This window comes from Brevundimonas sp. KH_025, assembly GCF_057839885.1.
Genome location: NZ_CM174501.1, coordinates 2,269,572 through 2,289,186, shown reverse-complemented (window position 1 = coordinate 2,289,186; position 19,615 = coordinate 2,269,572). Strand labels below are relative to the sequence as shown.

Annotated in this window: 16 protein-coding genes and 1 tRNA gene; 10 read left to right on the top strand and 7 right to left on the bottom strand. The window is 65.7% G+C overall.

Going from position 1 to position 19,615, the window contains the following annotated elements:
* Positions 1-73: 73 nt before the first annotated feature.
* Both AC3IS2_RS11345 and fdxA read right to left on the bottom strand, forming a co-directional pair.
* Positions 74-640: a CarD family transcriptional regulator gene (locus AC3IS2_RS11345; RefSeq protein ID WP_489197891.1), complete on the bottom strand. Its 567-nt coding sequence runs from the start codon at positions 638-640 to the stop codon at positions 74-76.
* Positions 641-953: 313 nt separating this feature from the next.
* Positions 954-1,295, bottom strand: coding sequence for a ferredoxin FdxA (fdxA, locus tag AC3IS2_RS11340; protein WP_207825511.1), 342 nt, complete (start codon positions 1,293-1,295; stop codon positions 954-956).
* A 160-nt stretch (positions 1,296-1,455) separates the two neighbouring features.
* Between fdxA and AC3IS2_RS11335 the strand changes: the two genes are divergently transcribed.
* Positions 1,456-2,103: a YceI family protein gene (locus tag AC3IS2_RS11335; RefSeq protein ID WP_489197890.1), complete on the top strand. Its 648-nt coding sequence runs from the start codon at positions 1,456-1,458 to the stop codon at positions 2,101-2,103.
* Between the two features lie 44 nt (positions 2,104-2,147).
* Here the strand turns inward: AC3IS2_RS11335 and AC3IS2_RS11330 are convergent, their stop codons facing one another.
* Positions 2,148-2,420 carry an RNA-binding S4 domain-containing protein gene (locus AC3IS2_RS11330; RefSeq protein ID WP_489197889.1) on the bottom strand — a complete coding sequence of 91 codons (273 nt, stop codon included), beginning with the start codon at positions 2,418-2,420 and terminating at the stop codon, positions 2,148-2,150.
* Positions 2,417-4,915, bottom strand: coding sequence for a helicase-related protein (locus AC3IS2_RS11325; RefSeq protein ID WP_489197888.1), 2,499 nt, complete (start codon positions 4,913-4,915; stop codon positions 2,417-2,419). The genes AC3IS2_RS11330 and AC3IS2_RS11325 overlap by 4 nt, the downstream gene beginning before the upstream one ends.
* 264 nt (positions 4,916-5,179) lie before the next feature.
* On the opposite strand from AC3IS2_RS11325, the gene AC3IS2_RS11320 reads away from it, so the two are divergent.
* From AC3IS2_RS11320 to AC3IS2_RS11300, 5 genes are all read left to right on the top strand, one after another.
* Positions 5,180-5,256 (top strand) — tRNA-Arg (locus tag AC3IS2_RS11320).
* Positions 5,257-5,394: 138 nt separating this feature from the next.
* On the top strand, positions 5,395-5,904 hold the full coding sequence (locus AC3IS2_RS11315; RefSeq protein WP_489197887.1) for an RNA polymerase sigma factor: 510 nt from the start codon (positions 5,395-5,397) through the stop codon (positions 5,902-5,904).
* The gene (locus AC3IS2_RS11310) at positions 5,894-6,862 is read left to right on the top strand and encodes a FecR family protein (protein WP_489197886.1); all 969 of its coding nucleotides are present in this window, start codon (positions 5,894-5,896) and stop codon (positions 6,860-6,862) included. The genes AC3IS2_RS11315 and AC3IS2_RS11310 overlap by 11 nt, the downstream gene beginning before the upstream one ends.
* Before the next feature lie 97 nt (positions 6,863-6,959).
* A complete protein-coding gene (locus AC3IS2_RS11305; protein ID WP_489197885.1) occupies positions 6,960-10,112 on the top strand; it encodes a TonB-dependent receptor in 3,153 nt (1,050 codons plus the stop codon).
* Positions 10,113-10,126: 14 nt separating this feature from the next.
* Positions 10,127-11,473, top strand: coding sequence for a purple acid phosphatase family protein (locus tag AC3IS2_RS11300; RefSeq protein WP_489197884.1), 1,347 nt, complete (start codon positions 10,127-10,129; stop codon positions 11,471-11,473).
* Positions 11,474-11,487: 14 nt separating this feature from the next.
* Here the strand turns inward: AC3IS2_RS11300 and AC3IS2_RS11295 are convergent, their stop codons facing one another.
* The 3 genes from AC3IS2_RS11295 to AC3IS2_RS11285 all read right to left on the bottom strand — a co-directional run bounded on the left by AC3IS2_RS11295 (position 11,488) and on the right by AC3IS2_RS11285 (position 15,178).
* Entirely contained in the window at positions 11,488-12,474 is a 987-nt protein-coding gene (locus AC3IS2_RS11295; protein ID WP_489197883.1) for an alpha/beta hydrolase, read from the bottom strand.
* 1 nt (position 12,475) lies between these two features.
* On the bottom strand, positions 12,476-14,686 hold the full coding sequence (locus tag AC3IS2_RS11290; protein ID WP_489197882.1) for a TonB-dependent receptor: 2,211 nt from the start codon (positions 14,684-14,686) through the stop codon (positions 12,476-12,478).
* Between the two features lie 114 nt (positions 14,687-14,800).
* On the bottom strand, positions 14,801-15,178 hold the full coding sequence (locus AC3IS2_RS11285; RefSeq protein ID WP_489197881.1) for a hypothetical protein: 378 nt from the start codon (positions 15,176-15,178) through the stop codon (positions 14,801-14,803).
* A 413-nt stretch (positions 15,179-15,591) separates the two neighbouring features.
* Between AC3IS2_RS11285 and AC3IS2_RS11280 the strand changes: the two genes are divergently transcribed.
* From AC3IS2_RS11280 to AC3IS2_RS11265, 4 genes are all read left to right on the top strand, one after another.
* A complete protein-coding gene (locus tag AC3IS2_RS11280; protein WP_489197880.1) occupies positions 15,592-16,737 on the top strand; it encodes a tyrosine-type recombinase/integrase in 1,146 nt (381 codons plus the stop codon).
* Positions 16,738-16,994: 257 nt separating this feature from the next.
* Positions 16,995-17,381 carry a hypothetical protein gene (locus tag AC3IS2_RS11275; protein ID WP_489197879.1) on the top strand — a complete coding sequence of 129 codons (387 nt, stop codon included), beginning with the start codon at positions 16,995-16,997 and terminating at the stop codon, positions 17,379-17,381.
* Positions 17,378-17,554, top strand: coding sequence for a helix-turn-helix domain-containing protein (locus AC3IS2_RS11270; protein ID WP_489197878.1), 177 nt, complete (start codon positions 17,378-17,380; stop codon positions 17,552-17,554). The genes AC3IS2_RS11275 and AC3IS2_RS11270 overlap by 4 nt, the downstream gene beginning before the upstream one ends.
* A gap of 393 nt (positions 17,555-17,947) precedes the next feature.
* Positions 17,948-18,913 carry a hypothetical protein gene (locus tag AC3IS2_RS11265; protein ID WP_489197877.1) on the top strand — a complete coding sequence of 322 codons (966 nt, stop codon included), beginning with the start codon at positions 17,948-17,950 and terminating at the stop codon, positions 18,911-18,913.
* The last annotated feature ends 702 nt before the right edge of the window (positions 18,914-19,615 follow it).

Sequence of the window (19,615 nt, the reverse complement as noted above, 5' to 3'; positions counted from 1 at the left end):
CGCGCTATGGCGGTAGAAAGAAAAGGCCCGGCGTCGCCGCCGGGCCTTTGTCGTGCCGGTCGGCGTCCTGAAATCAGGCGGCTTCGGCCTCGGCTTCGGCGGCGGCGGCTTCCAGTTCGGCGGCGGTCGGGACCGGCTTCTTGGCGCTCAGCGACTTGGCCAGCAGGGCGACGGCGGCGTCCTTGTCGATGCGGTTGGCGGCGGCGACTTCGCGGGCCATGCGGTCCAGGGCCGATTCATAGAGCTGGCGCTCCGAATAGGACTGTTCCGGCTGGGTGTCGGCGCGGTGCAGGTCGCGGACCACCTCGGCGATCGAGATCAGGTCGCCGGAGTTGATCTTGGCTTCATATTCCTGGGCGCGACGCGACCACATGGTGCGCTTGACGCGGGCGCGGCCCTTGAGGGTCGTCAGGGCCTTGGTGACGGTGTCGTCGGCGGCCAGGGTGCGCAGGCCGGCGGTCTTGGCCTTCTTGGTCGGGACGCGCAGGGTCATTTTCTCGTGGTCGAAGGTCACGACATAGACTTCCAGCGACATGCCGGCGACTTCCTGAGTCTCGATCGCGGCGACCTTGCCGACGCCATGGGCGGGATAGACCACCGCATCGCCAACCTTGAATTCCAGACCGGTCTTGCTCGTCATGTCATTCCTTTCCCGGAACAGGGGCGAAGCGAGGCGCTGGCGCAGCCGATGAGCGAAAGCACCCATCCGCCGGAAACCGAAGCTCCCGCCGGTGGGATGGACAGATCACAGATCAGAAACGAAAGCGGATCACCGAACCTCTGGCCGACCCCGTCTCGACGGCGGGGTTCTGTCGCAAACGCGGGCGGCGCGCATGGCTGCGGAACCGCCCGTTTCGAATAGGCAGGAACCTATCATAAAATTAGGAAATCTCAAAACATCCACAGGACGACTGAGCGGTTCCGGCACTTTGTGACCGGATTGCGGCGAGACCTTAGGAGCCCTTGCCGGGTTTCTCGCTGAAGTATTTCTCGAACTTGCCGGTCTCGCGCTCATACTGTTCGCGGTCGGCGGGGGGCGTGCCCTTGACCGTGATGTTGGGCCAGACCTTGGCGTATTCGGCGTTGACCTGCAGCCACTTGCCGTCCGGCTCGTCCTCGGTGTCGGGGACGATGGCGTCGACGGGGCATTCCGGCTCGCACACGCCGCAGTCGATGCATTCGTCAGGGGCGATGACCAGGAAGTTCTCGCCCTCGTAGAAGCAGTCCACCGGACAGACCTCGACACAGTCCATGAACTTACATTTCACGCAGGCGTCGGTGACGATGTAGGTCATGGCGGGCGGGCGGGCCTGTTGCAGCAATCAAGGTCGAGGGCGGGCAAATGGCCCCGTCGGAACCAACTGTCAACCGAGGGCGCGGGCGTCGGCTTGACGGCGTCGCGTCTCGTCTGCATCCAATGCGATTACAGATCACCGTTCAGAAGGAGGTTCGCCCATGCGTTTCACCGCTCGTTCCACAGTCGTTCGCATCGGCGCCGGGGCCCTCGTTCCCGGTGTTTTGGCGCTCAGCCTTCTGGCCGGGGGCGCGGTCGTCGCCCAGGCGGCCCTGACCAAGGTTCCGTCCGAGGTCCAGGCCGGCGACTACAAGCTGGATCCCGCCCACGGCAAGATCACCTGGTCGGTCGATCACCTCGGCTTCTCGACCTATTCCGGCCAGTTCGTGAACGTTCAGGCCGAACTGAAGCTGGACCCGGCCAATCCGTCGGCCAGCACCCTGACGGCAAGCATTCCCCTGACCGAGGTGGCGTCGAACTCCGACGGGCTGAACCGCCACCTGCAGACGGCGGACTTCTTCGACACCGCCAACCACCCGGTCGCCACCTTCCGCTCGGTCCACATCATGCTGGACCCGTCCAAGCCGAACGAGGCCATGGTGCACGGCGAACTGACCCTGCGCGGCGTGACCAAGCCGGTGACGATGGAGGTCGAGTTCAACCAGGCCGGCCAGACGCGCGGCGGCTACAAGGCCGGCTTCGACGGCGAGGCCACCATCAAGCGTTCCGAGTTCGGCATCAACTTCGCCCTGCCCGCCCTGGGCGACGAGGTGGAGCTGCACATCGAGGGCGAGTTCGTGAAGCAGTAGGATATTTTTTGGGGCTGCCGCGCTTCGCGCTGCTTGAGCCCGATCTAGTCCTGAAGAGAGTAAAGGGCGCGGGCTTCCTCGGGAGGGCCGCGCCTTTCGCCTAATTGCAGCACGCGCACGGCGATCAGCCGCCCGCCTTGCGCGAACAGGAGGTCGTCGCCGGGGTGGACGCTGCGGCTGGGCTTGTCGAGCCGGGTCTGGACGCCGTGATGGGTCAGGCGGATGGCGCCGCGCTCGACCATGTCGGCGGCGTCGCCGCGGGTCTTGGCGAAGCGGGCGCGCCACAGCCAGAGGTCGATGCGGCAGGAGGGGATCACGCGGTCGCCGCCTTGCGCCTCGGGCGGCGCTTGCGGCGCGGGGGCGCGGGCGGCTGGGTCAGCTGGGCCAGGGCGGCGAAGGGCGAGTCCTTGGGCGGCGGCGCGGGCTGGCCGGGGCGCGGCGCCTTGTCGGCGCGCGGGAGGCGCAGGGCGGCCTGCACGGCCTTGGCCTGTTCGGCGGTCCAGCCCAGTTCGGTCAGGGCTTCCGCCGCAAGCGGCGCCTTGCCGGCCGCGCGCGACAGCTCGGCGAAGCGTTCCAGCGCCTCGACGGGGGCGGTCCACGGTCCGACGGCGCGACGCCCGAAGGCGGCGAGCGCGCGGGGTGACGGGGCGGGCGAGGGCAGGGGCAGAAGGGCCTCGCCGCTCGGGCGGAAAGGCTCCACGACGAAGGCCTGGGCCAGCAGCCGGGCGCGGGGCTTGAGCGCGCCGGGCAGCCAGACGGAATGGGCGCCGACTCTGATCGCAAAGGTCTTGACCGTGCGCCGCTCGTGCTGGCTCAGGGCGGCCAGATCGCGTTCGACGTCGGCGCGCGGAATGACGCCGCCCGCCTCGATCAGGCGGAAGGCCAGGCCGCGCGGCAGGCCGGTCAGGGCGCCGCTGTCGACCGCCTGACGCAGGCGGCGCAGCTCGCGCAGGCTGCGCCCGGCCTCGGACGCCAGCCAGGCCTCGATGCGGCGCTGCGCCCGCTCGCGCGCCGGGACCGGGCCGAGATCGCCCAGCAGCCGCACGCGCGGGGCGAAGGGATCGTCGTTGATGATCCGGGCCGTCAGGGCGCCGTTCCACAGCACGTCGCCGCCGCCCGAACGCGGGTTGGGAATGACGCTGAAGGCCTCGTCCGCCTCGGCGGCCAGCTTGCCGAGGCGCCGGGCGATCTCCGGCCCCACGGCGCGGGTCGCGGCCTGACGCAGCGCCCGGTCGGCCAGGGCCGAGCCGCCCGCGTCGGGGGTGAAGCGCACCCCCTCCAGATGGCCGACCACCTCGCCCTCGACCGTGACCTCGCCGTCGTCGGCGACGCCCGCCAGGGTGTCCGAGCGCACGTTCAACGCCCGCATCAGGGCCGTGGTGCGTCGGTCGACGAAGCGGGCGGTCAGCCGTTCGTGCAGGACGTCGGAAAGCCGCTCCTCCAGCGCCTTGGTCTTGTCGCGCCAGCCCTGGGCCTGATCCATCCAGTCGGGACGGTTGGCGATGTAGGCCAGGGTCCGCACCCCGGCGAGGCGGGCTGACAGTTGGTCGATCTGGCCGTCGTCGCGGTCCAGGTCGTTGAAGCGCGGGGCGACCCAGTCCTCGGTCAGGCGACCACGGCGACTGGTCAGGGCGGTGAAGATCTCCTTCGACAGACGGGCGTGCTCGTCCAGGGTGGTCTTCTGGAAGTCCGGCAGCTGGCAGGTCTCCCACAAACGCATCAGGGCGCCGCGCGAGCGGGCGATCTTCTTGACGTCCTCATCGGCCGCGAAGCGCCGCAGCAGGGTCTCGTCCAGGGCCTGGGCCGTCAGCCGCAGGCCGAAGCGTTCGGGCGTCACCGTCAGCGAGCGCAGCAGGTCGGGCAGGGCGTCGAAGTCCAGCCGGCCGTGGCGCCATTCGGCGGCCTCGACCGGATCGAAGCGGTGGCTGATCACCTGTTCGAGGATATCCTCGTCCAGATCCTCGGCCTCGCCGGTGACGCCGAAGGTGCCGTCGCGCAGGTGGCGACCGGCGCGCCCGGCGATCTGGCCGATCTCGGCGGCGTGCAGCCAGCGGGTGCGGCGGCCGTCGAACTTGCGAAGCCCGGCGAAGGCCACATGGTCGACGTCCATGTTCAGCCCCATGCCGATGGCGTCGGTGGCGACCAGGAAGTCCACCTCGCCCGACTGGAACAGCTCGACCTGGGCGTTGCGGGTGCGGGGGCTGAGCGACCCCATGACCACGGCGGCCCCGCCCCTCTGGCGGCGCAGCAGTTCGGCGATGGCGTAGACCTGCTCGGTCGAGAAGGCGACGACGGCGCTGCGGCGGGGCAGGCGGGTCAGCTTCTTCGACCCGGCGTAGGACAGGGTGGACAGCCGCTCGCGCGTCACGATCTCGGCGTCGGGGACCAGGGCGCGGATCAGCGGGGCCATGGTCCCGGCCCCCAGGAACATGGTCTCGAACCGGCCGCGCGCGTGCAGCAGGCGCTGGGTGAAGACGTGGCCGCGCTCGGGGTCGGCGACCAGCTGGATTTCGTCCACGGCCAGGAACTCGACCTGTCGTTCCAGCGGCATGGCCTCGACCGTGCAGACGAAATAGGCCGGGCGCGGCGGGACGATCTTCTCCTCGCCGGTGATCAGGGCGACCGACGAAGCCCCGCGCTGCTTGACGATCCGCTCATAGATCTCGCGCGCCAAGAGACGCAGCGGCAGGCCGATCATGCCCGAGGCGTGACCCAGCATCCGCTCGACCGCCAGATGGGTCTTGCCGGTGTTGGTGGGACCCAGGATCGCTGTGACGCGCGATGGGGCCAGACCTGCGGAACGATCACTCATGTCAGGTTCAAGGTGGAGAAGCCCCGTGGGTTTCTCAAGCGAAACCGCAAGGCGACGCCAATAATGAACAGAAGCTTTCCGGCGCCTGGAACGGGCGCGAAACAAATCATGACCGAATCAGCGACACGGCCCAATTCAGCATTTGTTCTCCACAACATATTGTAGCTTAACAGGGATTAATCGCTAGGAGTTTCTTGCCGGGCGCCAAATCGACGGCCTCCGTCTTTCCCTCACGCCCGCGACCGGCTAGGGACGATCCGAGACGGCCCCGTAGCTCAGCTGCATAGAGCAAGGCTTTCCTAAAGCCGAGGTCGGGGGTTGGAGTCCCTCCGGGGTCGCCATAGTTTTTGTTCTTTGTTTCAGTGTGTTGATTGCAGGTTCAAGCTTTGCGGCGCTCGCCTGCTATCAAACTGACACTGAACTTCGCCGTTTCCGTCACGCGCGGCTTCTATAGCGACGCTCCGGCGGGGAGCGTTGCGGTGATCGGTCACGAGCAGGAGGTGGGGCGGACGCTGGCGGCGCAGAACCGGGCCCTGCTGGCCTATGTCCGGCGACGGTCGGCGACGGCGGGGGACGCCGAGGACGTGGCGCAGGAGGCGATCGTGCGCGTCCTGACGCGAGCCCGCGAGACCCTGATCATCGACCCCCTGTCCTACGCCATGCGCGCGGCGCGCAACATCCTGGTCGATCGGGCCCGGCGGACCGCCAATGTGCCGATCGAGGATCTGGAAGAGGCCGAGCTTCCCGTCGACAGCGGGGCGACGCCGCTGGAGGCGCTGGACATGAGCGAGCGGTTGAAGCTGTGCCAGAAGGCGCTGGAGGCCATGCCGCCCTTGCGGCGCGAGGTCTTCGTGCGGCGCCGGGCGGGCGAGGAGTCCTATGAGACGATCGCGCGCGATCTGAGGCTGTCGGTCGAGGCGGTGCAGAAACACTACAGCCGCGCGGCCCAGACGCTGCGCCGGACGGCGGAGGGCCGCCATGTCGACTAGACCCGTGAACCCGAAGGACGACCGCGAGGCCGCGCTGTGGGCCGACGCGCGGCGCGACGCGGCCTGGTCGCCGCAGCAGCAGGCGGGGCTGGACCAGTGGCTGGAGGGGCGGCCCGATCGGGCGGACCTGTTGCGGCGGCACGAGGCGCTGATCGACGACGCGGCCGTGATCTGGGCGACGCAGCGGATGGCGCGAGCGCGGCCCGCACGGCGGCGCTTTCCGTTGCAGCCGCGCGGCGCGGTTGTCGGCGCGGGGCTGGCGGCGGCCGTCGGGGCGGTGGTCCTGGCCGGCGTCGTCCTGACGCCGCGCGGGGACCTGATCGTGGGGAGCCGTGGCGTCCCGCAGCCTGTCACGCTGGCGGACGGGTCCGCGGTGCGTCTGAACGGGCAAAGCCAGGTGCGGGTGGACCTGGGCGAACACGAGCGGCGTCTGCGCCTGAAGGGCGAAGGCTTCTTTGAGGTGGCGCCCGACAAGAGCCGGCCCTTCTCGGTCGAGGTCGACAGGGTGCGCGTCACCGCCGTCGGCACCCGTTTCAACGTCGATCAGCGCAAGACGCCCGACGGCACGGTGGTCGAGGTCGTGGTGTTCGAGGGGATCGTGAAGGTCGTTTCGGGGCGAGGGATGTCGACGCGCGTCCATGCGGGCGAACGGGCGACCGTATCCGGCGGCGTGGTGCAGCGCGCGGCGCTGATCCGGCCCGAGGCCGAGACCGATGTTCCGTCCTGGGCCAAGGGCTGGCTGGAGTTCAACGAGGCGAGCCTGGCCAGCGTGGTCGAGGATCTGGAACGCGCGACCGGGATCAAGGTCGAACTGGCCGACCCCGCCGTGGCGCGCGCCCTCGTCAGCGGCCGTTTCGCCTATGACCAGCCGGAAAACGCCCTGGCCGCGATCGTGGGGGTTCACGGCTTCAAGCTGACCCGTCTGGGTCCGGATCAGTTTGAGATTTCCGAAGGTTAGGCGACCATCGGAGCAAGTTTTCATGACAGGTGTCAGGAAGGCCGAGGCCGCCGTCTAACCCCGTAACGATCAGGTTCGATCGCAGGGGATTTATCGAATGCGTATCCATAAGACCGGCCTCCTCACGGCGGCCGCCGTCGCCGTGCTGGCCTCCGCCGCCGCGCCCGCTCATGCCTGGCAGGCGACGCCGGGCGCCGAGGCGCGCGCCGCCGTCGCCATTCCGGCCCAGGACCTGGGCCGGGCGCTGCAGACCCTGTCGCGCGACACCGGGCTGTCGATCGTCTTTGATCCGGCCCTGACGCGCGGCCGCACCTCCAACGCCGTCTCGGGCGCGATGGCGCCGCGCGAGGCCCTGCGCCGCATGATCGCCGGGTCGGGCGTCGAGGCGCGCGAGGTGCGCGGCGTGCTGACCTTGGTGCGCCAGTCGGCCGATCTGGGCGAGGCGTCCGCCGAGGCCTTCGAGGTCGAGCAGGTCGAGGTGGTCGGCTATGCGGCGGGCCTGCGCCGGTCGCTGGACGCCAAGCGGCGGGCCGACTTCATCTCGGACGTCATCAGCGCCGACGACATGGGCGACCTGCCGGCCAACAACGTGGCCGAGTCCCTGTCGCGCCTGCCGGGCGTCAACGCCGTGCGCAACCACACGACCGGCGAGGGCGACCGCATCACCATCCGCGGCCTGTCGACCGAGCTGAACAACTACACCATGAACGGCGTGCGCATGGGCGGCACCGGCTCGCGCGACGACAACTTCTATCGCGGCGTCCGCCTCAGCTTTCTGCCGCCGGAAGGCATCGACTCGATCACCGTCATCAAGAGCCTGACGCCGGACCGGGACGGCGACGCCCTGGGCGGGTCGATCGACATCCGCACGCCGACGGCCTTTGACCACGATCCCGTCTATGGCGTCCTGTCGGCCTCGGTCGGGATGCTGGACAAGTTCGACGACGAGAAGTCGGGCGAGATCGCCGGCTCGTTCGGGCGCCAGTTCAACGACAACTGGGGCTTGTTCGTCACCGGCAGCTGGTCGCGCCGCAAGTCGCAGTTCGAGCAGAACGGCGTGGACGGCGATAACCAGCCCCCGGTCTGGTACGAGAACAGCGAGACGATGGGATGGGACACCAGCACCTTCGTCATGCGCGGCATGAACCTGGGCTTCGGCGAGACCGAGGTCGAGCGGCGCGGCCTGAACGCCAGCCTCGACTACCGCAGCGAGAGCCATGACCTGCATCTGCGCGGGCAGTTCAACGAATACACCGAGGACGAGTTCGGCAACCGGCTGAATTTCCGCAACGACACCGGCAAGAACTCCACTCGCCTGGTTCAGGTCGACAAGACCTTGACCGGCCTGGCCCGGCCCGAGGACGTGATCATCGGCAAGGACGCCAAGCTGGGCAACATCTACGGCTATACGACCGCCCAGATCGTCGATCAGGACGGCGACGGCCGGATCACCGACAAGGACCGCAAGACGCGCTCCTATTATTCGCTGTTCGGCGCCTCGGGGACCTGGGACCCGCAGGGCTTCCGCCTGCGCCGCTTCTGGGAAGGTTCGCGCGAGACGGGGACCCTGATGTCGCTGAACCTGGGCGGCGTCAGCCGTCTGGGCGACTTCATCCTCGACTACGACCTGTCCTACGCCAAGTCCGAGGACAACGTCGACGACAGCTACGAGATGGAGTTCCGCGGCGACAAGTACGGCTGGCTGGGCAACAAGGGCGTCAATGTCGTCAACTTCGGCGACAGCCGCTTTCCCAAATGGGTGCTGAACGACGCCGGCATGGCGGCGATCCACGACAACGCCCAGTACGGCTTCAACGGCCTGTCGGGCGAGATCGGCGGGGCCGAGGAGGAGCTGTGGCAGGGCCAGTTCAACCTCGAGTGGCGTCCGGTCTCGACCTGGCTGGAGGCGGTCAAGACGGGCGGCAAGTTCTACAGCTCCGAGCGCGCGACCTATAGCGGCGAGTTCATGGATCTGGACGCCGAGGGGACCCTGGCGGACTTCTCGCGCTTCTACGGCAAGGAGGTGACGCGCCTGTTCGACGGCGAGTATTCGGGCCTCTATCGGCTGGGAACGGTCATCGACAACCAGGCCATGCTGGCCGAACTGCAGCGCGCCATGGCGGGCAAGAGCGACTTCTTCGAGGGCTTCGCCACCGATCCGGGCAACGCCGCGCTGAGCGGCGAGGACAGCTTCACCTTCAAGGAGGACATCTTCGCCGGCTATCTGATGGCGACGGCCCGCCTTGGTCGCGCCCAGGTGATCGGCGGCGTCCGGGTCGAGAACACCAACAACGAAATCTCGGCCTACATCCTCGACGAGGTCCAGGGCGCCCACTTCGCCACGGACGAGAGCGACTTCATCAACGTCCTGCCGTCGATCCACCTGAACTATGATCTGGACGACCAGACCCGGGTCCGCGGCGCGATCTGGACCAGCTTCGCCCGTCCCGACATCGCCCGCATGTCCTCGGCGCGCGAGTACAGCTACGACAGCGATCCGGACGGCGACGGCAAGATCAATCCGAAGAGCGAGTGGATCCTGGTCGCCATCGAGCAGGGCAACCCGGACCTGAAGCCGATGAAGGCGGTCAACTACGACCTGTCGGTCGAGCGCTACAACGGCGACACGGGCGCCTATTCGCTGGGCCTGTTCTACAAGGACATCGAGAACTTCCTGTACCGTTCCTCCTCGTCGAACATCCGCGACGGGACGGCCGGCGTGAACGTCGGCCCGGACGGCGTGACCATCTCCAAGCCGAACAACGGCAAGTGGGCGCGGGTCTATGGCGTCGAGATGAGCGCCCAGCAGGTCTTCCACTGGCTGCCGGGCCCGCTGTCGGCGCTGGGCGCCAGCGTGAACCTGACGCTGCAGAAGTCAGAGGCCGAGACCGGCATTTCCTGGCACCCCGAGGGCTACACCCTGCCGCTGATGGAGACGCCCGAGGCGGTCGCCAACGTGCAGATCTTCTGGGCGCGCGACGGCTGGGAGGCCTACGCCGCCTACAGCTACCAGTCGGAATTCCTCGAAGGCATCCAGGACTTCGGCAACAATCCCTATGAGCAGGACTACGAGTTCGTGGACCTGAACGTGCGGCGCAAGCTGTGGAACGGGGCGACCGCCTCGCTGCAGGTCCAGAACCTCTTCGACAACCACACCTACTGGTACACGGCCGGCGACAGCACCAGCTCCAGCCGCGCCTACATCAAGAACGGGCGGTCGATCTCGGTCGGCCTGACCTACGTCTTCTGATCGGGGAGGGGAGCATGAAGACGACCCACGCCCTGATGCTCGGGGCCGCGCTGGCGGCCCTGGGCGGACAGACGATGGCGCAGACGGCGGAACGTCCGCTGCGGCCCGAACCCGTCCCGGTCCAGGCTTCGGACCGGCCGGTGGTCCCGCCGACGGCCCAGCCGGAACGGATCATCCTGAACCTGACCGCCGATCCGGCGCACGAGATGGCCGTGACCTGGCGCACGGCGTCGGGCGCGGTCGGTTATGTCGAATACGCCGAGGCCCAGGACGGACCGGACTTCATCCAGCAGGCGGTCCGCGTGAGCGCCGTCACCGACGACGCGGCCATCGCCGTGCGCGAGGCGACCGAGTTCCGGGCGGCCTATCACTCGACGGTGCTGACGGGGCTGAAGCCGGAGACGGTTTACGCCTATCGCGTCGGCGACGGCGAGCGGTGGTCGGAATGGCTGCAGTTCCGCACGGCGGCGACGACGGCCCAGCCCTTCACCTTCCTCTACATGGGGGACATGCAGAACAACATCCTCAGCGAGGCCTCGCGCACCATGAGGATGGCTTTCCGCAAGGCCGGGGACGCCGCCTTCGTCATCCACGCCGGGGACCTGATCAACCGGCACGACAGCGACAACGAATGGGGCGAATGGTTCGCCGCCGGCGGCTTCCTCTACGCCCAGACGCCGCAGATGCCGACGCCGGGCAATCACGAGTACGGCCGCGGTCCGGTGCTGAACCCGCAGTGGCGGCGTCAGTACACCCTGCCGGAAACCGGCCCGGCGGGCGTCGAGAAGCTGAAGGAGACGGCCTGGACCGTCGACTATCAGGGCCTGCGCCTGATCTCGGTGGATGCGCCTCTGTTCCACGGCGACGAGGCCATGCGCGCCGAGATGGTGCGCTGGCTGGACGGGCTGCTGGCGAACAATCCGAACCGCTGGACGGCCCTGTTCCTGCACTTCCCGCTGTTCTCGATCGACCCGGATCGCGACAACGCCCGGGTGCGCGACGCGCTGAAGCCGCTGATCGACAAGTACGGCGTCGATCTGGTGCTGCAGGCCCACGATCACGGCTATGCACGCGGCGCCATCGGGACCGGGCCGATGGTCAATGCGGGGCCGGACCATCCGTCCGACCAGGGCTCGACCTATGTCGTCTCGGTCGCCGGGCCCAAGATGTATCCGGTCGCCGACCTGGGCTGGGCCACGCGCTCGGCCTCGCGGACCCAGACCTTCCAGACCCTGGAGGTGTCGCCGGCCGCCGTGACCTATCGCGCCTTCACCGCGACGGGCCGCGAACTGGACGCCTTCCGCCTGACCAAGGGCGCCGACGGCGTGGCGCGGGTCGAGACCCTGGCGGGCGGCGACTAGGGGGCGATCCGAGGCTAGAAGGGCGAACCGCCCGGTCGGCGACCGGGCTGTGCTGCGGCGATGCGTCGTCCGATCTGTTGGATCACCTGACGCCCGGCGTCGATGCGGCCGGCGAACAGGACGAAGCCGTGGATCGTGCCTTCGGTGCGAACCTCTTCGGCGTCCACGCCGCAACGCCGCAGCGCCTCCACATAGGCCCGGCCCTCGTCGACCAGGGGGTCCAGGCCGGCGGTGAAGACGACCGTCGGGGGATGCCGTTGGAGAACGGCATCAGAGGCTAGCAGCGGCGATTCAGGGCCGTTCTCGCGGTCCTGCTCAGGCGGGAAATACTCGACTTCGGCGCGCAGAATATCGAACTCGCGCAGGAAATACCGCCCGTCGCCCAAGGCCGAGCGCGAGGCGAGCTGGGCGTTCCGACTGGCCGTCATGACCGGATAGACCAGGATCGCCAGGGCCACGGGGACCGGGCTGACCTGGCAGGTCGCCGCCGCCAGATGACCGCCCGCGCTGTCGCCGGCCACGATGATGCGGTCGGGGTCGGCGCCCAGCCGCCGGGCGTTCCTCTGCGCCCAGTCCAGGGCGGCGACGCAATCATCCAGGGCCGCGGGGTGCTTGTTCTCGGGCGCGCGGCGATAGTCGACGTCAACGAGGATGCATTCGCCCGCCGCGCAATAGGCCCGCGCGACCCGCTCATAGGCCTGGGGTCCGCCCAGAACCCAGCCGCCGCCGTGGATGTGCAGCACCAGCGGGACGGGGCCGGTGGTTGTCCGCTTCGGCCAGTAGATCCTCAGCGGAACCGATCCATCGGGCGAAGGCGCGGTTTCGGTCGCGACACGCGCTGCCTCGGCCGGTTCGGGGCCGTAGAGGCGGGCTGCGGCTTCCAGCCCCTGTCGCCGCTGCTCCACCGTCGGATCGGCGGGCGCGCCGGCGAAATCCGCGACCATGGCGGCCAGCAGGGCCGCCGTGTCCGGCTCTACAAGCCGGTCCAACGCCTCGCCCATGTCAGTATTTCAGCCCGACGGTCAGGCGAACGGTCTGGGGCGCGCCGAAGTAGGCCAGCTGATAGCCAAGGGAGTCCGACAGATCGAAGCCATGTTCGATGTAGCGTTCGTCCGTCAGGTTCTTGCCGCCCAGTTCGACGAACAGGTGATCGTCGGCGTCGTCCCAGCGCACGAAGGCGTTCACCAGCGTATAGCCGTCCTGGGCCAGGACCTCGCTGGACGACACCGTGGGATAGGTCTTGGAGCGATAGGCCGCATCGGCGCCGAGGGTCAGCGATCCGTTCGCGCCCAGGTCCGCCACATAGACGGCGCCCAATCGACCCGACCATTCCGGCGCATTGACCAGTTTGCGCTGATGGCTGATGTCGAGGCCACCTGGGCCGATATACTCGTCGTAGCGGGCGTCCAGATAGCCGATCGTGGCGTTCAGGGTCAGCGGGCGGATCGGCCGAGCGACCAGCTCCAGCTCCGCCCCGCGAATGGTCGCGGCGCCGGCGTTGGTGAACAGGGCGGCGAACCCGCCCGATCCGTCCGAGGTGAAGCTCGACAGTTGAAGGTCCGTATAGTCGTTCCAGAAGACGGCGGCGTTGGCGGTCAGACGACGATCGAACCACGTCGACTTCACCCCGCCCTCATAGGCCCACAGGGTTTCGGGATCGAAGGGCGCGGCGCCCGCCGCATCGTTGGAACGCCCGTCAAAGCCGCCGGATTTGAAGCCCCGGCTGACGCTGACATAGGCCAGGACATCGTCCGACACCTTGTAGTCCAGCCCCAGTTTGGGCGACCAGGAATCCCAGTCCTGGCCGGTGTCGATGTCGGTCAGCAGCAGGCCCGGATCGTTGCGGCCCGGAATGGCCGTCGCGCCCGGATACAGGGTCTGGGTCCGCGCGAAGCTCTTGTCCTCATAGGTGTAGCGCAGGCCGCCGGTCAGGCTGAGACGGGGGGTCAGGTCGTAGGAGGCCTGGCCATAGGCGGCGTAGCTCCTGTTGTGCTGGTCGTTGATCGAGCCTGTGACCAGGCCGATGACCGGACCGACCAGGCCCGAGAAGGTCACGTCGGTCTCGTCGAAATAAAAGACGCCGGCGACGGCGTTCAGTCGATCGCCGGCGTAAGTCAGCTGGAACTCCTGGCTGAACTGGCGCTGGTCCTCGTCCACATAGACGCCGAAGATGCTCAGCGGCGTGGCGTCGAGGTCCAGGTGGGTGGCGTAGTCCATCGTGCGATAGGCCGTGAGGGACTTGAACGACCACGCCTCGTCCAGCGCCCAGTCAGCGGTCAGGGCCGCGCCGAAGGTGTCGAGGTCGTTCCGGTCGCCGAAGTCGGCGTCGACCTTGAACGGGTCGTCCAGTGTGTCGGGATAGAGGCCGAAGACGTTCGTCGCCCGCGCCGGGGTGCGCGACGAATCCGGTCGGTCGCGCGAACCATCCACGTTCAAGCGGAACGACAGGTCGTCGCTGGGCCGATACTCCAGCGAGACGCGGCCGGCGATCTGGTCCTTGTCGCCGTCGTCCCGTCCGGTGAAGGCGTTGTCGGAATAGCCGTCGCGGCGCGCCAGCGAGACCGCCGCCTTGCCCAGCAACGTCCCCTCGGCGTTCAGCCCGCCGCCGACGCTCAGCCGCGCCTCGCGCAGGTCATAGTCGCCCACCGTGGCCTCGGCCCGCGCGTTGAAGTCGGCCGTCAGCGGGGTCGAGACGAATTTGACCGCCCCGCCGATGGTGTTGCGGCCGTACAGGGTGCCCTGTGGTCCGCGCAGGACCTCGATCCGGTCCACGTCATAAACCGACAGGAAGGCGCCCTGCGCCCGCCCCAGATAGACGTCGTCCAGATAGATGCCGACGCCCGGATCGGCGAAAGCCAGGCTGTCCACCTGGCCCACGCCGCGCACATAGACGACGGCGTTGGACGCATCCCCCTCGTGCAGGGTCAGGTTGGGAACCGAACCCTGCAGGTCGCCGATGTCGGACGCTTGCAGATTTTCCAGCGTCTGGGCCGACAGGGCGGTGACCGCCACCGGCACGTCCTGCAGCCGCTCGTCGCGGCGGCGCGCGGTGACGACGATGTCATCCACCGTCACAGCCTGGGCCTGGTCGTCGGGCGTCGCCTCCTGCGCCAGCGCCGGGCCGGCGCCCAGGGCAAGCATCAGGCCCAGCGCCGATGCGCCGGCGGACAACAGGGTGCGGCGGCGCGTCTCGCGCGTGTTCAGATGGGTCACGTCTCGATTCCTCCCCGGTCGCCGCTGACGGGCGATCTCGAGGGCGATGACGCCACAGGGGCAGGGCGAGAACCAGCGCAGAGTTGCGCGCGAAACTGTCCGCAAATTCTGCGGCTAACCCAGCGCGGCCTTCACCAGGTCGCGCGTGCGTTGAAGATGGCCGACCATCAGCGCCTCGAGCTTGGGCGTGGGCCGAACCAGGGCGGCGCGGCCGTCGTCTCCGGCGCGTTCCTTGACCAGAAAGCCGTCGTCCACCGCCCGCTTGATCCGCTCCTCGCGCGTGCGATTCGAGCCGCTCTTCATCTGCTGGCAGGCCTGGCTCATCGTCATGGGACGACCGCGCCAGTTGGCGATCATGCACCCGACCAGCAGGTACCAGAACTCCTGGGTGAAATAGCCTGGACGGCTCTCGAAAGTCTCGTCCCAGTCGCGCGCATAGGCCTCCAGCGCATGCGCCCAGCCGATAATATCTTCGTTCGGCGGACCGTCCATATCGCCATCTTCACGGAGTCGCCCAAGAAATCCAGCCTTCCCGATCCAGGATGTCGCGACAGGCGGGGCGGGGGAGCCGGCGCTGGCGAGAAGGAGGATGATTTCTGCGGCGTTGATGCGATCGTCGCTGGCCTGGCCGACGCCAAGTGTCGATCAAACCTTGGCGTTTCAGCTTCGCAAACCCCCGCGAAAACCGAAGCAGTCCAATCCGGTCAAAACACGCTGAGCTGCAAGGCTCGGGAGGCCGTGGCGGACAGAGAGGGATTCATACCTCTGTCCATGGTTGCTCACAGCTGTAAAAATTATCAATAAATACAGTTCTTAATCCGGAATTCGTCTAAGACCGTCCAGGGCTAATCTCCTATAGACAGGAAATTGTTTGGGGCGAGATTTGGGGCGGGGTATGATCTGACATGGCCTCGATCAATCTGCTCACCCATAAGTTCGTCCAAGCCGTCACTGAGCGGGGGAAGCATCGGGACGGTCCCAATCTGTACCTCAGAGTGGGTGACGGTAAGCGATGGGTGTTCATCTACCAGTGGCAAGGGAAGTCGGTGGAGATGGGTCTTGGATCGGCCAGTGAGGTAAGGTTGGCTGAGGTTCGCGAACTGGCGGAAAAGGCGAGGGCGTCTCTGCGGCAGGGGGTAGACCCTAGGTTGGCGCGCAAAACCGTTGCATCAGGCGCGAAGACTTTTTGGGAGGTCTATGAGGCGTACCGGGAGACCAAGGTCGCGGCGCTCTCCAATGCGAAGCACCGTCAGCAATGGACGAACACGTTGACGACGTATGCGGCCCCCTTGAGGGACCAGCCTGTCGATAGCATCACTACCAATGACGTTCTGGCAGTGCTCAAGCCGATCTGGGGCGCCAAGCCTGAAACCGCATCGCGGGTGCGGGGACGTATCGAGGCTGTGCTGGATGCGGCCAAGGTTATGGGGCTGAGGGCTGGCGAGAATCCCGCTACCTGGAAAGGCAACCTGTCCCACCTTTTGCCGGCCCCTAGGAAGCTCGCGCGCGGCCATCATAGGGCGTTGCCGTTCGTGGACGCTCCTGGCTTCATGAGGGCGCTCAGGGGGCGTTCAGGCGTGGCGGCTAAGGCATTGGAGTTCACCGTTCTTACGCTTCTCCGCACGACGGAGGTCATCGGAGCGCGTTGGGACGAAATCGACTGGGAGAAAGCGGTTTGGTCGGTGCCGGCTTGGCGCATGAAGGCGAAAAAGCTGCACCGAGTTCCTCTGACGCTGGAGGCAATTGCCCTGTTGCGTGAGCTACAGCCCCTTGGAGGGGAGTATGTGTTTCCAGGCCAGGAACAGGCGACCCTCTCAACCGCCGCAATGGATGCCGTTCTCAAACGGATGAAGGTTGACGGCACGGTGCATGGTTTTCGCTCAACGTTTCGGGATTGGGCCGGTGAAACTACCGATCATCCGAGGGAGGTTATCGAGGCCGCTTTGGCTCACGAGATCGGCAGTGCTGTTGAGCGAGCCTATCGGCGCGGCGACGCTTTGGAAAAGCGCAGAAGGCTCATGGAGGACTGGGGCGGCTATCTGTACGGGTGATATCACGAGCGCGTGATTGGGTGCGGATGAAAATTGCGCCAAATCTCATGCATATGGCTTTTCCTTTCGCCCTGTGAGGGCTTTTCTCGCCATTGTGGAAGTTATTTTATCTCACTCTTTCTAAAATTTCTGAGGGCGTCTCTAGAGTTATTAGTAAGTACTGGAAATTCAAAGGTGTTGCTGGCGTAGAAATTCTGGATATTTGTCTTGGTCCTGCCGGGCAGCGATGTGTCGCGCGGCTATTTTAAGGACCTGTGATGCCAAACAGAATTCGTTTCAACGTAAGCCTGTACACTCTTTTCAACTCATCTACATATCATGTCGCTCTAAGTGACAATGAATTGTCGTTTGTGTTCGATTGGCTTGAAGATCATCGCTCGAGAACGGCGAATCCTAATCTCAATGATAAGGCGATCCAGCGGCTAGACTGGTTCGCCACGCGCTTTGAAGGGGAGGTCTATATTCCCGAGCGTCACTTGAATCGCTTCTATGAGCAGGTGGAGGCGAACGCTGGGGGTGCAGACTGCTTGAAGGAACCTGTCGCTTCGACGGTTCGGCACATGAAGGCGGCTGAGCGTCATCGGTTGCGGGGCGATCAGATTCAACGCATCCGTCGTCAGCAGCTTCAGGTGGGCGGACAATGAACGAAGCTCATTCCCACAAACTTGCCTACAGTCTTCGCGAGGCGAGCGAGGCCACCAGCCTGAGCCGTTCCACCCTCTACAATCTGGCGAAAGACGGAAAGCTGTCCATTCGCAAGGTTGCAGGCCGGTCCATCATCCTTCGGGACGATATTATGGCTTTGATCGGCCAGTAGTAGGCCGGCTTCGGGGGGAGGGGCAGCGACCTCCTTCTCTCCATGCTTGGGCCTCGCCCAGGTGCTTTCCCGACAGGATCGACTTCAATGATTGGCAGCACGTCCGTGCTTCAGCCGTGGGATGACGCTTGCCCGAACCTCATCGCCTTCTGTGATGCTCTTCGCGAGCGTTTGCGGGAGGTGGATGGGCGGAGGCGCGCTCGCACATCTAGAGACGCCGAAGCTTACGTTCGAACCCTCACCGCATTCGCGGCATCCATTGCAAATGTTGCACTGAGACAAGTTCCGCCTGCTGTGGGCGTTCCTATTAGCTTCAATGAACGGGTCTATATTGGCTCCCAGATCAGCGTCACTGCTCTGAGGACTATCCGTGATGGCTTGGAAGCTCTCGGCTTGGTCCAGGTCACGCGAGGATTTTATGATCGGGAGGGGCGAGGCAAGTCCAAAGCTACCCAACTCCTGCCGACGGCAGAGTTCGCTGAAATGGCCCGACAGTGTGGTCTTCGCGTTTGGGATGTGAACCGTCCGCCTTGCGACGTAATTTGCATCAATCAGGCGGTTCAACCTGTCAGCCCCATGCCGAATGATGTTGCTGCTAGTGGGGAGGTCGTCCGCGCTTTGAACGCGCTGAATGCTCGGCACTCCCTGTCCCTGCCTGATGATGCGGCCCGGCGAGTGATCGCGATTATGGCCGGCGGGCTAGGCAAGGGGGGCTCTCCGATTGCGACCACCGGCTATGACGCATGCGCCATCTACCTCAAGCGCATCTTCAAGTACGACTGGCGGCGGGGAGGGAGGCTCTACGGCGGGTTCTGGCAGAGCCTTCCGCGCGAGGAGCGAGCAAATCTGTTGATCGACGGCGAGGCTACGGCTGAACTCGACTATGTAACGCTCCATCCTCGTATCCTGTACGCTGGGGTTGGTAAGGCGTTGGATTTCGATCCTTATTTGGTCCCCGGCTTCGATATTCCGAGGGAAATGGGAAAGAGGACCTTTAACCGGCTTCTGAACGGTTCCTGGGATGCGCGAGTGCTTCATCCTCTGGCGTTTCGTCCCGAAGACCGTGCCTGCTTTTCGTGCAGGGAGCAGTTTCGATCCTATGTCTCGTCAATGAGGGAGGGGTTGTCGGATATTGGGCATTGTCTTGGTTCCGGTCGCGGTTTGGAGCTTCAGCGTCGAGATTCTGAACTCGCCTTGGATGTGATATCTGGGAGTATAGGTATTGGTATCCCTATTTATCCAATCCATGACAGCTTCGTAGTTCGTGTGTGTGATGCAGGACGGGTTAATGTTTTGATGAATGATTCTTTCGAAGGTATGTTTTATCAGCGTGCATATGTAAGGCTCGTATCTTCGTAATGCTGTATATTAACTCATTATGTCTCTTTCCCCCTCCGGGAGGCTTCTCCATTACTAACGGGCGTAAGGTTCGCCACACGAGGTCGAATTTTGGCGCGCGTTCAACCCTAGTCCAGAAAGAGGCGTGGGGGGTGTGATCGCCGAGTTTCAATTCGCCTTGTCATAGCGGCGCATAAAGCCTTGCCATAACGACGAATTGGCAATTCAATGTGGTCGAATGGGGAGGGGTGAAATGACTAGTGTTCTAGAGCGGCTGAACTCGACCAAAAAGACCTCAGGGCGAGATGCTCTGACGATTACATTGCGACCTGCGCATCTGATCGGATGTTTGGCTTTGATAGCTATTGCCGGGGGGGCGTGGGGCCTGGGTATGAGGATGGGGTACGTATACGCGAAGGAAGATGTGGCTTACGTCCTGGAGACGTCGAATCCTTTGGCGGAGAAGGCTCTACCAAAGTGGCGTGCGTGGGCTGATGCGAATGTCGATTACGCGCCGCCAGCCGACCTTGGGATGATCTTCGATCTGACGGAACGTCTAATTCCTGGCACGGGCGGAATGACGACCGGCGATGTTTGGAATGGTTATCAAGAGCGGGTGCGTCGTGTCTTTTTCCAGCGTGAGGTGAAGGCGCTGCCCGTTGCAGGGCCTGCGCCTCGTGCTCCGGATGCTAGCATTGCGCCAGACGCGCATCTTGCTCGGCC

Bases quoted from the DNA above. Each gene is read 5' to 3' on its own strand.
- AC3IS2_RS11345 (WP_489197891.1), bottom strand. From the start codon at position 640: ATGACGAGCAAGACCGGTCTGGAATTCAAGGTTGGCGATGCGGTGGTC.
- fdxA (WP_207825511.1), bottom strand. From the start codon at position 1,295: ATGACCTACATCGTCACCGACGCCTGCGTGAAATGTAAGTTCATGGAC.
- AC3IS2_RS11335 (WP_489197890.1), top strand. From the start codon at position 1,456: ATGCGTTTCACCGCTCGTTCCACAGTCGTTCGCATCGGCGCCGGGGCC.
- AC3IS2_RS11325 (WP_489197888.1), bottom strand. From the start codon at position 4,915: ATGAGTGATCGTTCCGCAGGTCTGGCCCCATCGCGCGTCACAGCGATC.
- AC3IS2_RS11310 (WP_489197886.1), top strand. From the start codon at position 5,894: ATGTCGACTAGACCCGTGAACCCGAAGGACGACCGCGAGGCCGCGCTG.
- AC3IS2_RS11305 (WP_489197885.1), top strand. From the start codon at position 6,960: ATGCGTATCCATAAGACCGGCCTCCTCACGGCGGCCGCCGTCGCCGTG.
- AC3IS2_RS11300 (WP_489197884.1), top strand. From the start codon at position 10,127: ATGAAGACGACCCACGCCCTGATGCTCGGGGCCGCGCTGGCGGCCCTG.
- AC3IS2_RS11295 (WP_489197883.1), bottom strand. From the start codon at position 12,474: ATGGGCGAGGCGTTGGACCGGCTTGTAGAGCCGGACACGGCGGCCCTG.
- AC3IS2_RS11285 (WP_489197881.1), bottom strand. From the start codon at position 15,178: ATGGACGGTCCGCCGAACGAAGATATTATCGGCTGGGCGCATGCGCTG.
- AC3IS2_RS11280 (WP_489197880.1), top strand. From the start codon at position 15,592: ATGGCCTCGATCAATCTGCTCACCCATAAGTTCGTCCAAGCCGTCACT.
- AC3IS2_RS11275 (WP_489197879.1), top strand. From the start codon at position 16,995: ATGCCAAACAGAATTCGTTTCAACGTAAGCCTGTACACTCTTTTCAAC.
- AC3IS2_RS11270 (WP_489197878.1), top strand. From the start codon at position 17,378: ATGAACGAAGCTCATTCCCACAAACTTGCCTACAGTCTTCGCGAGGCG.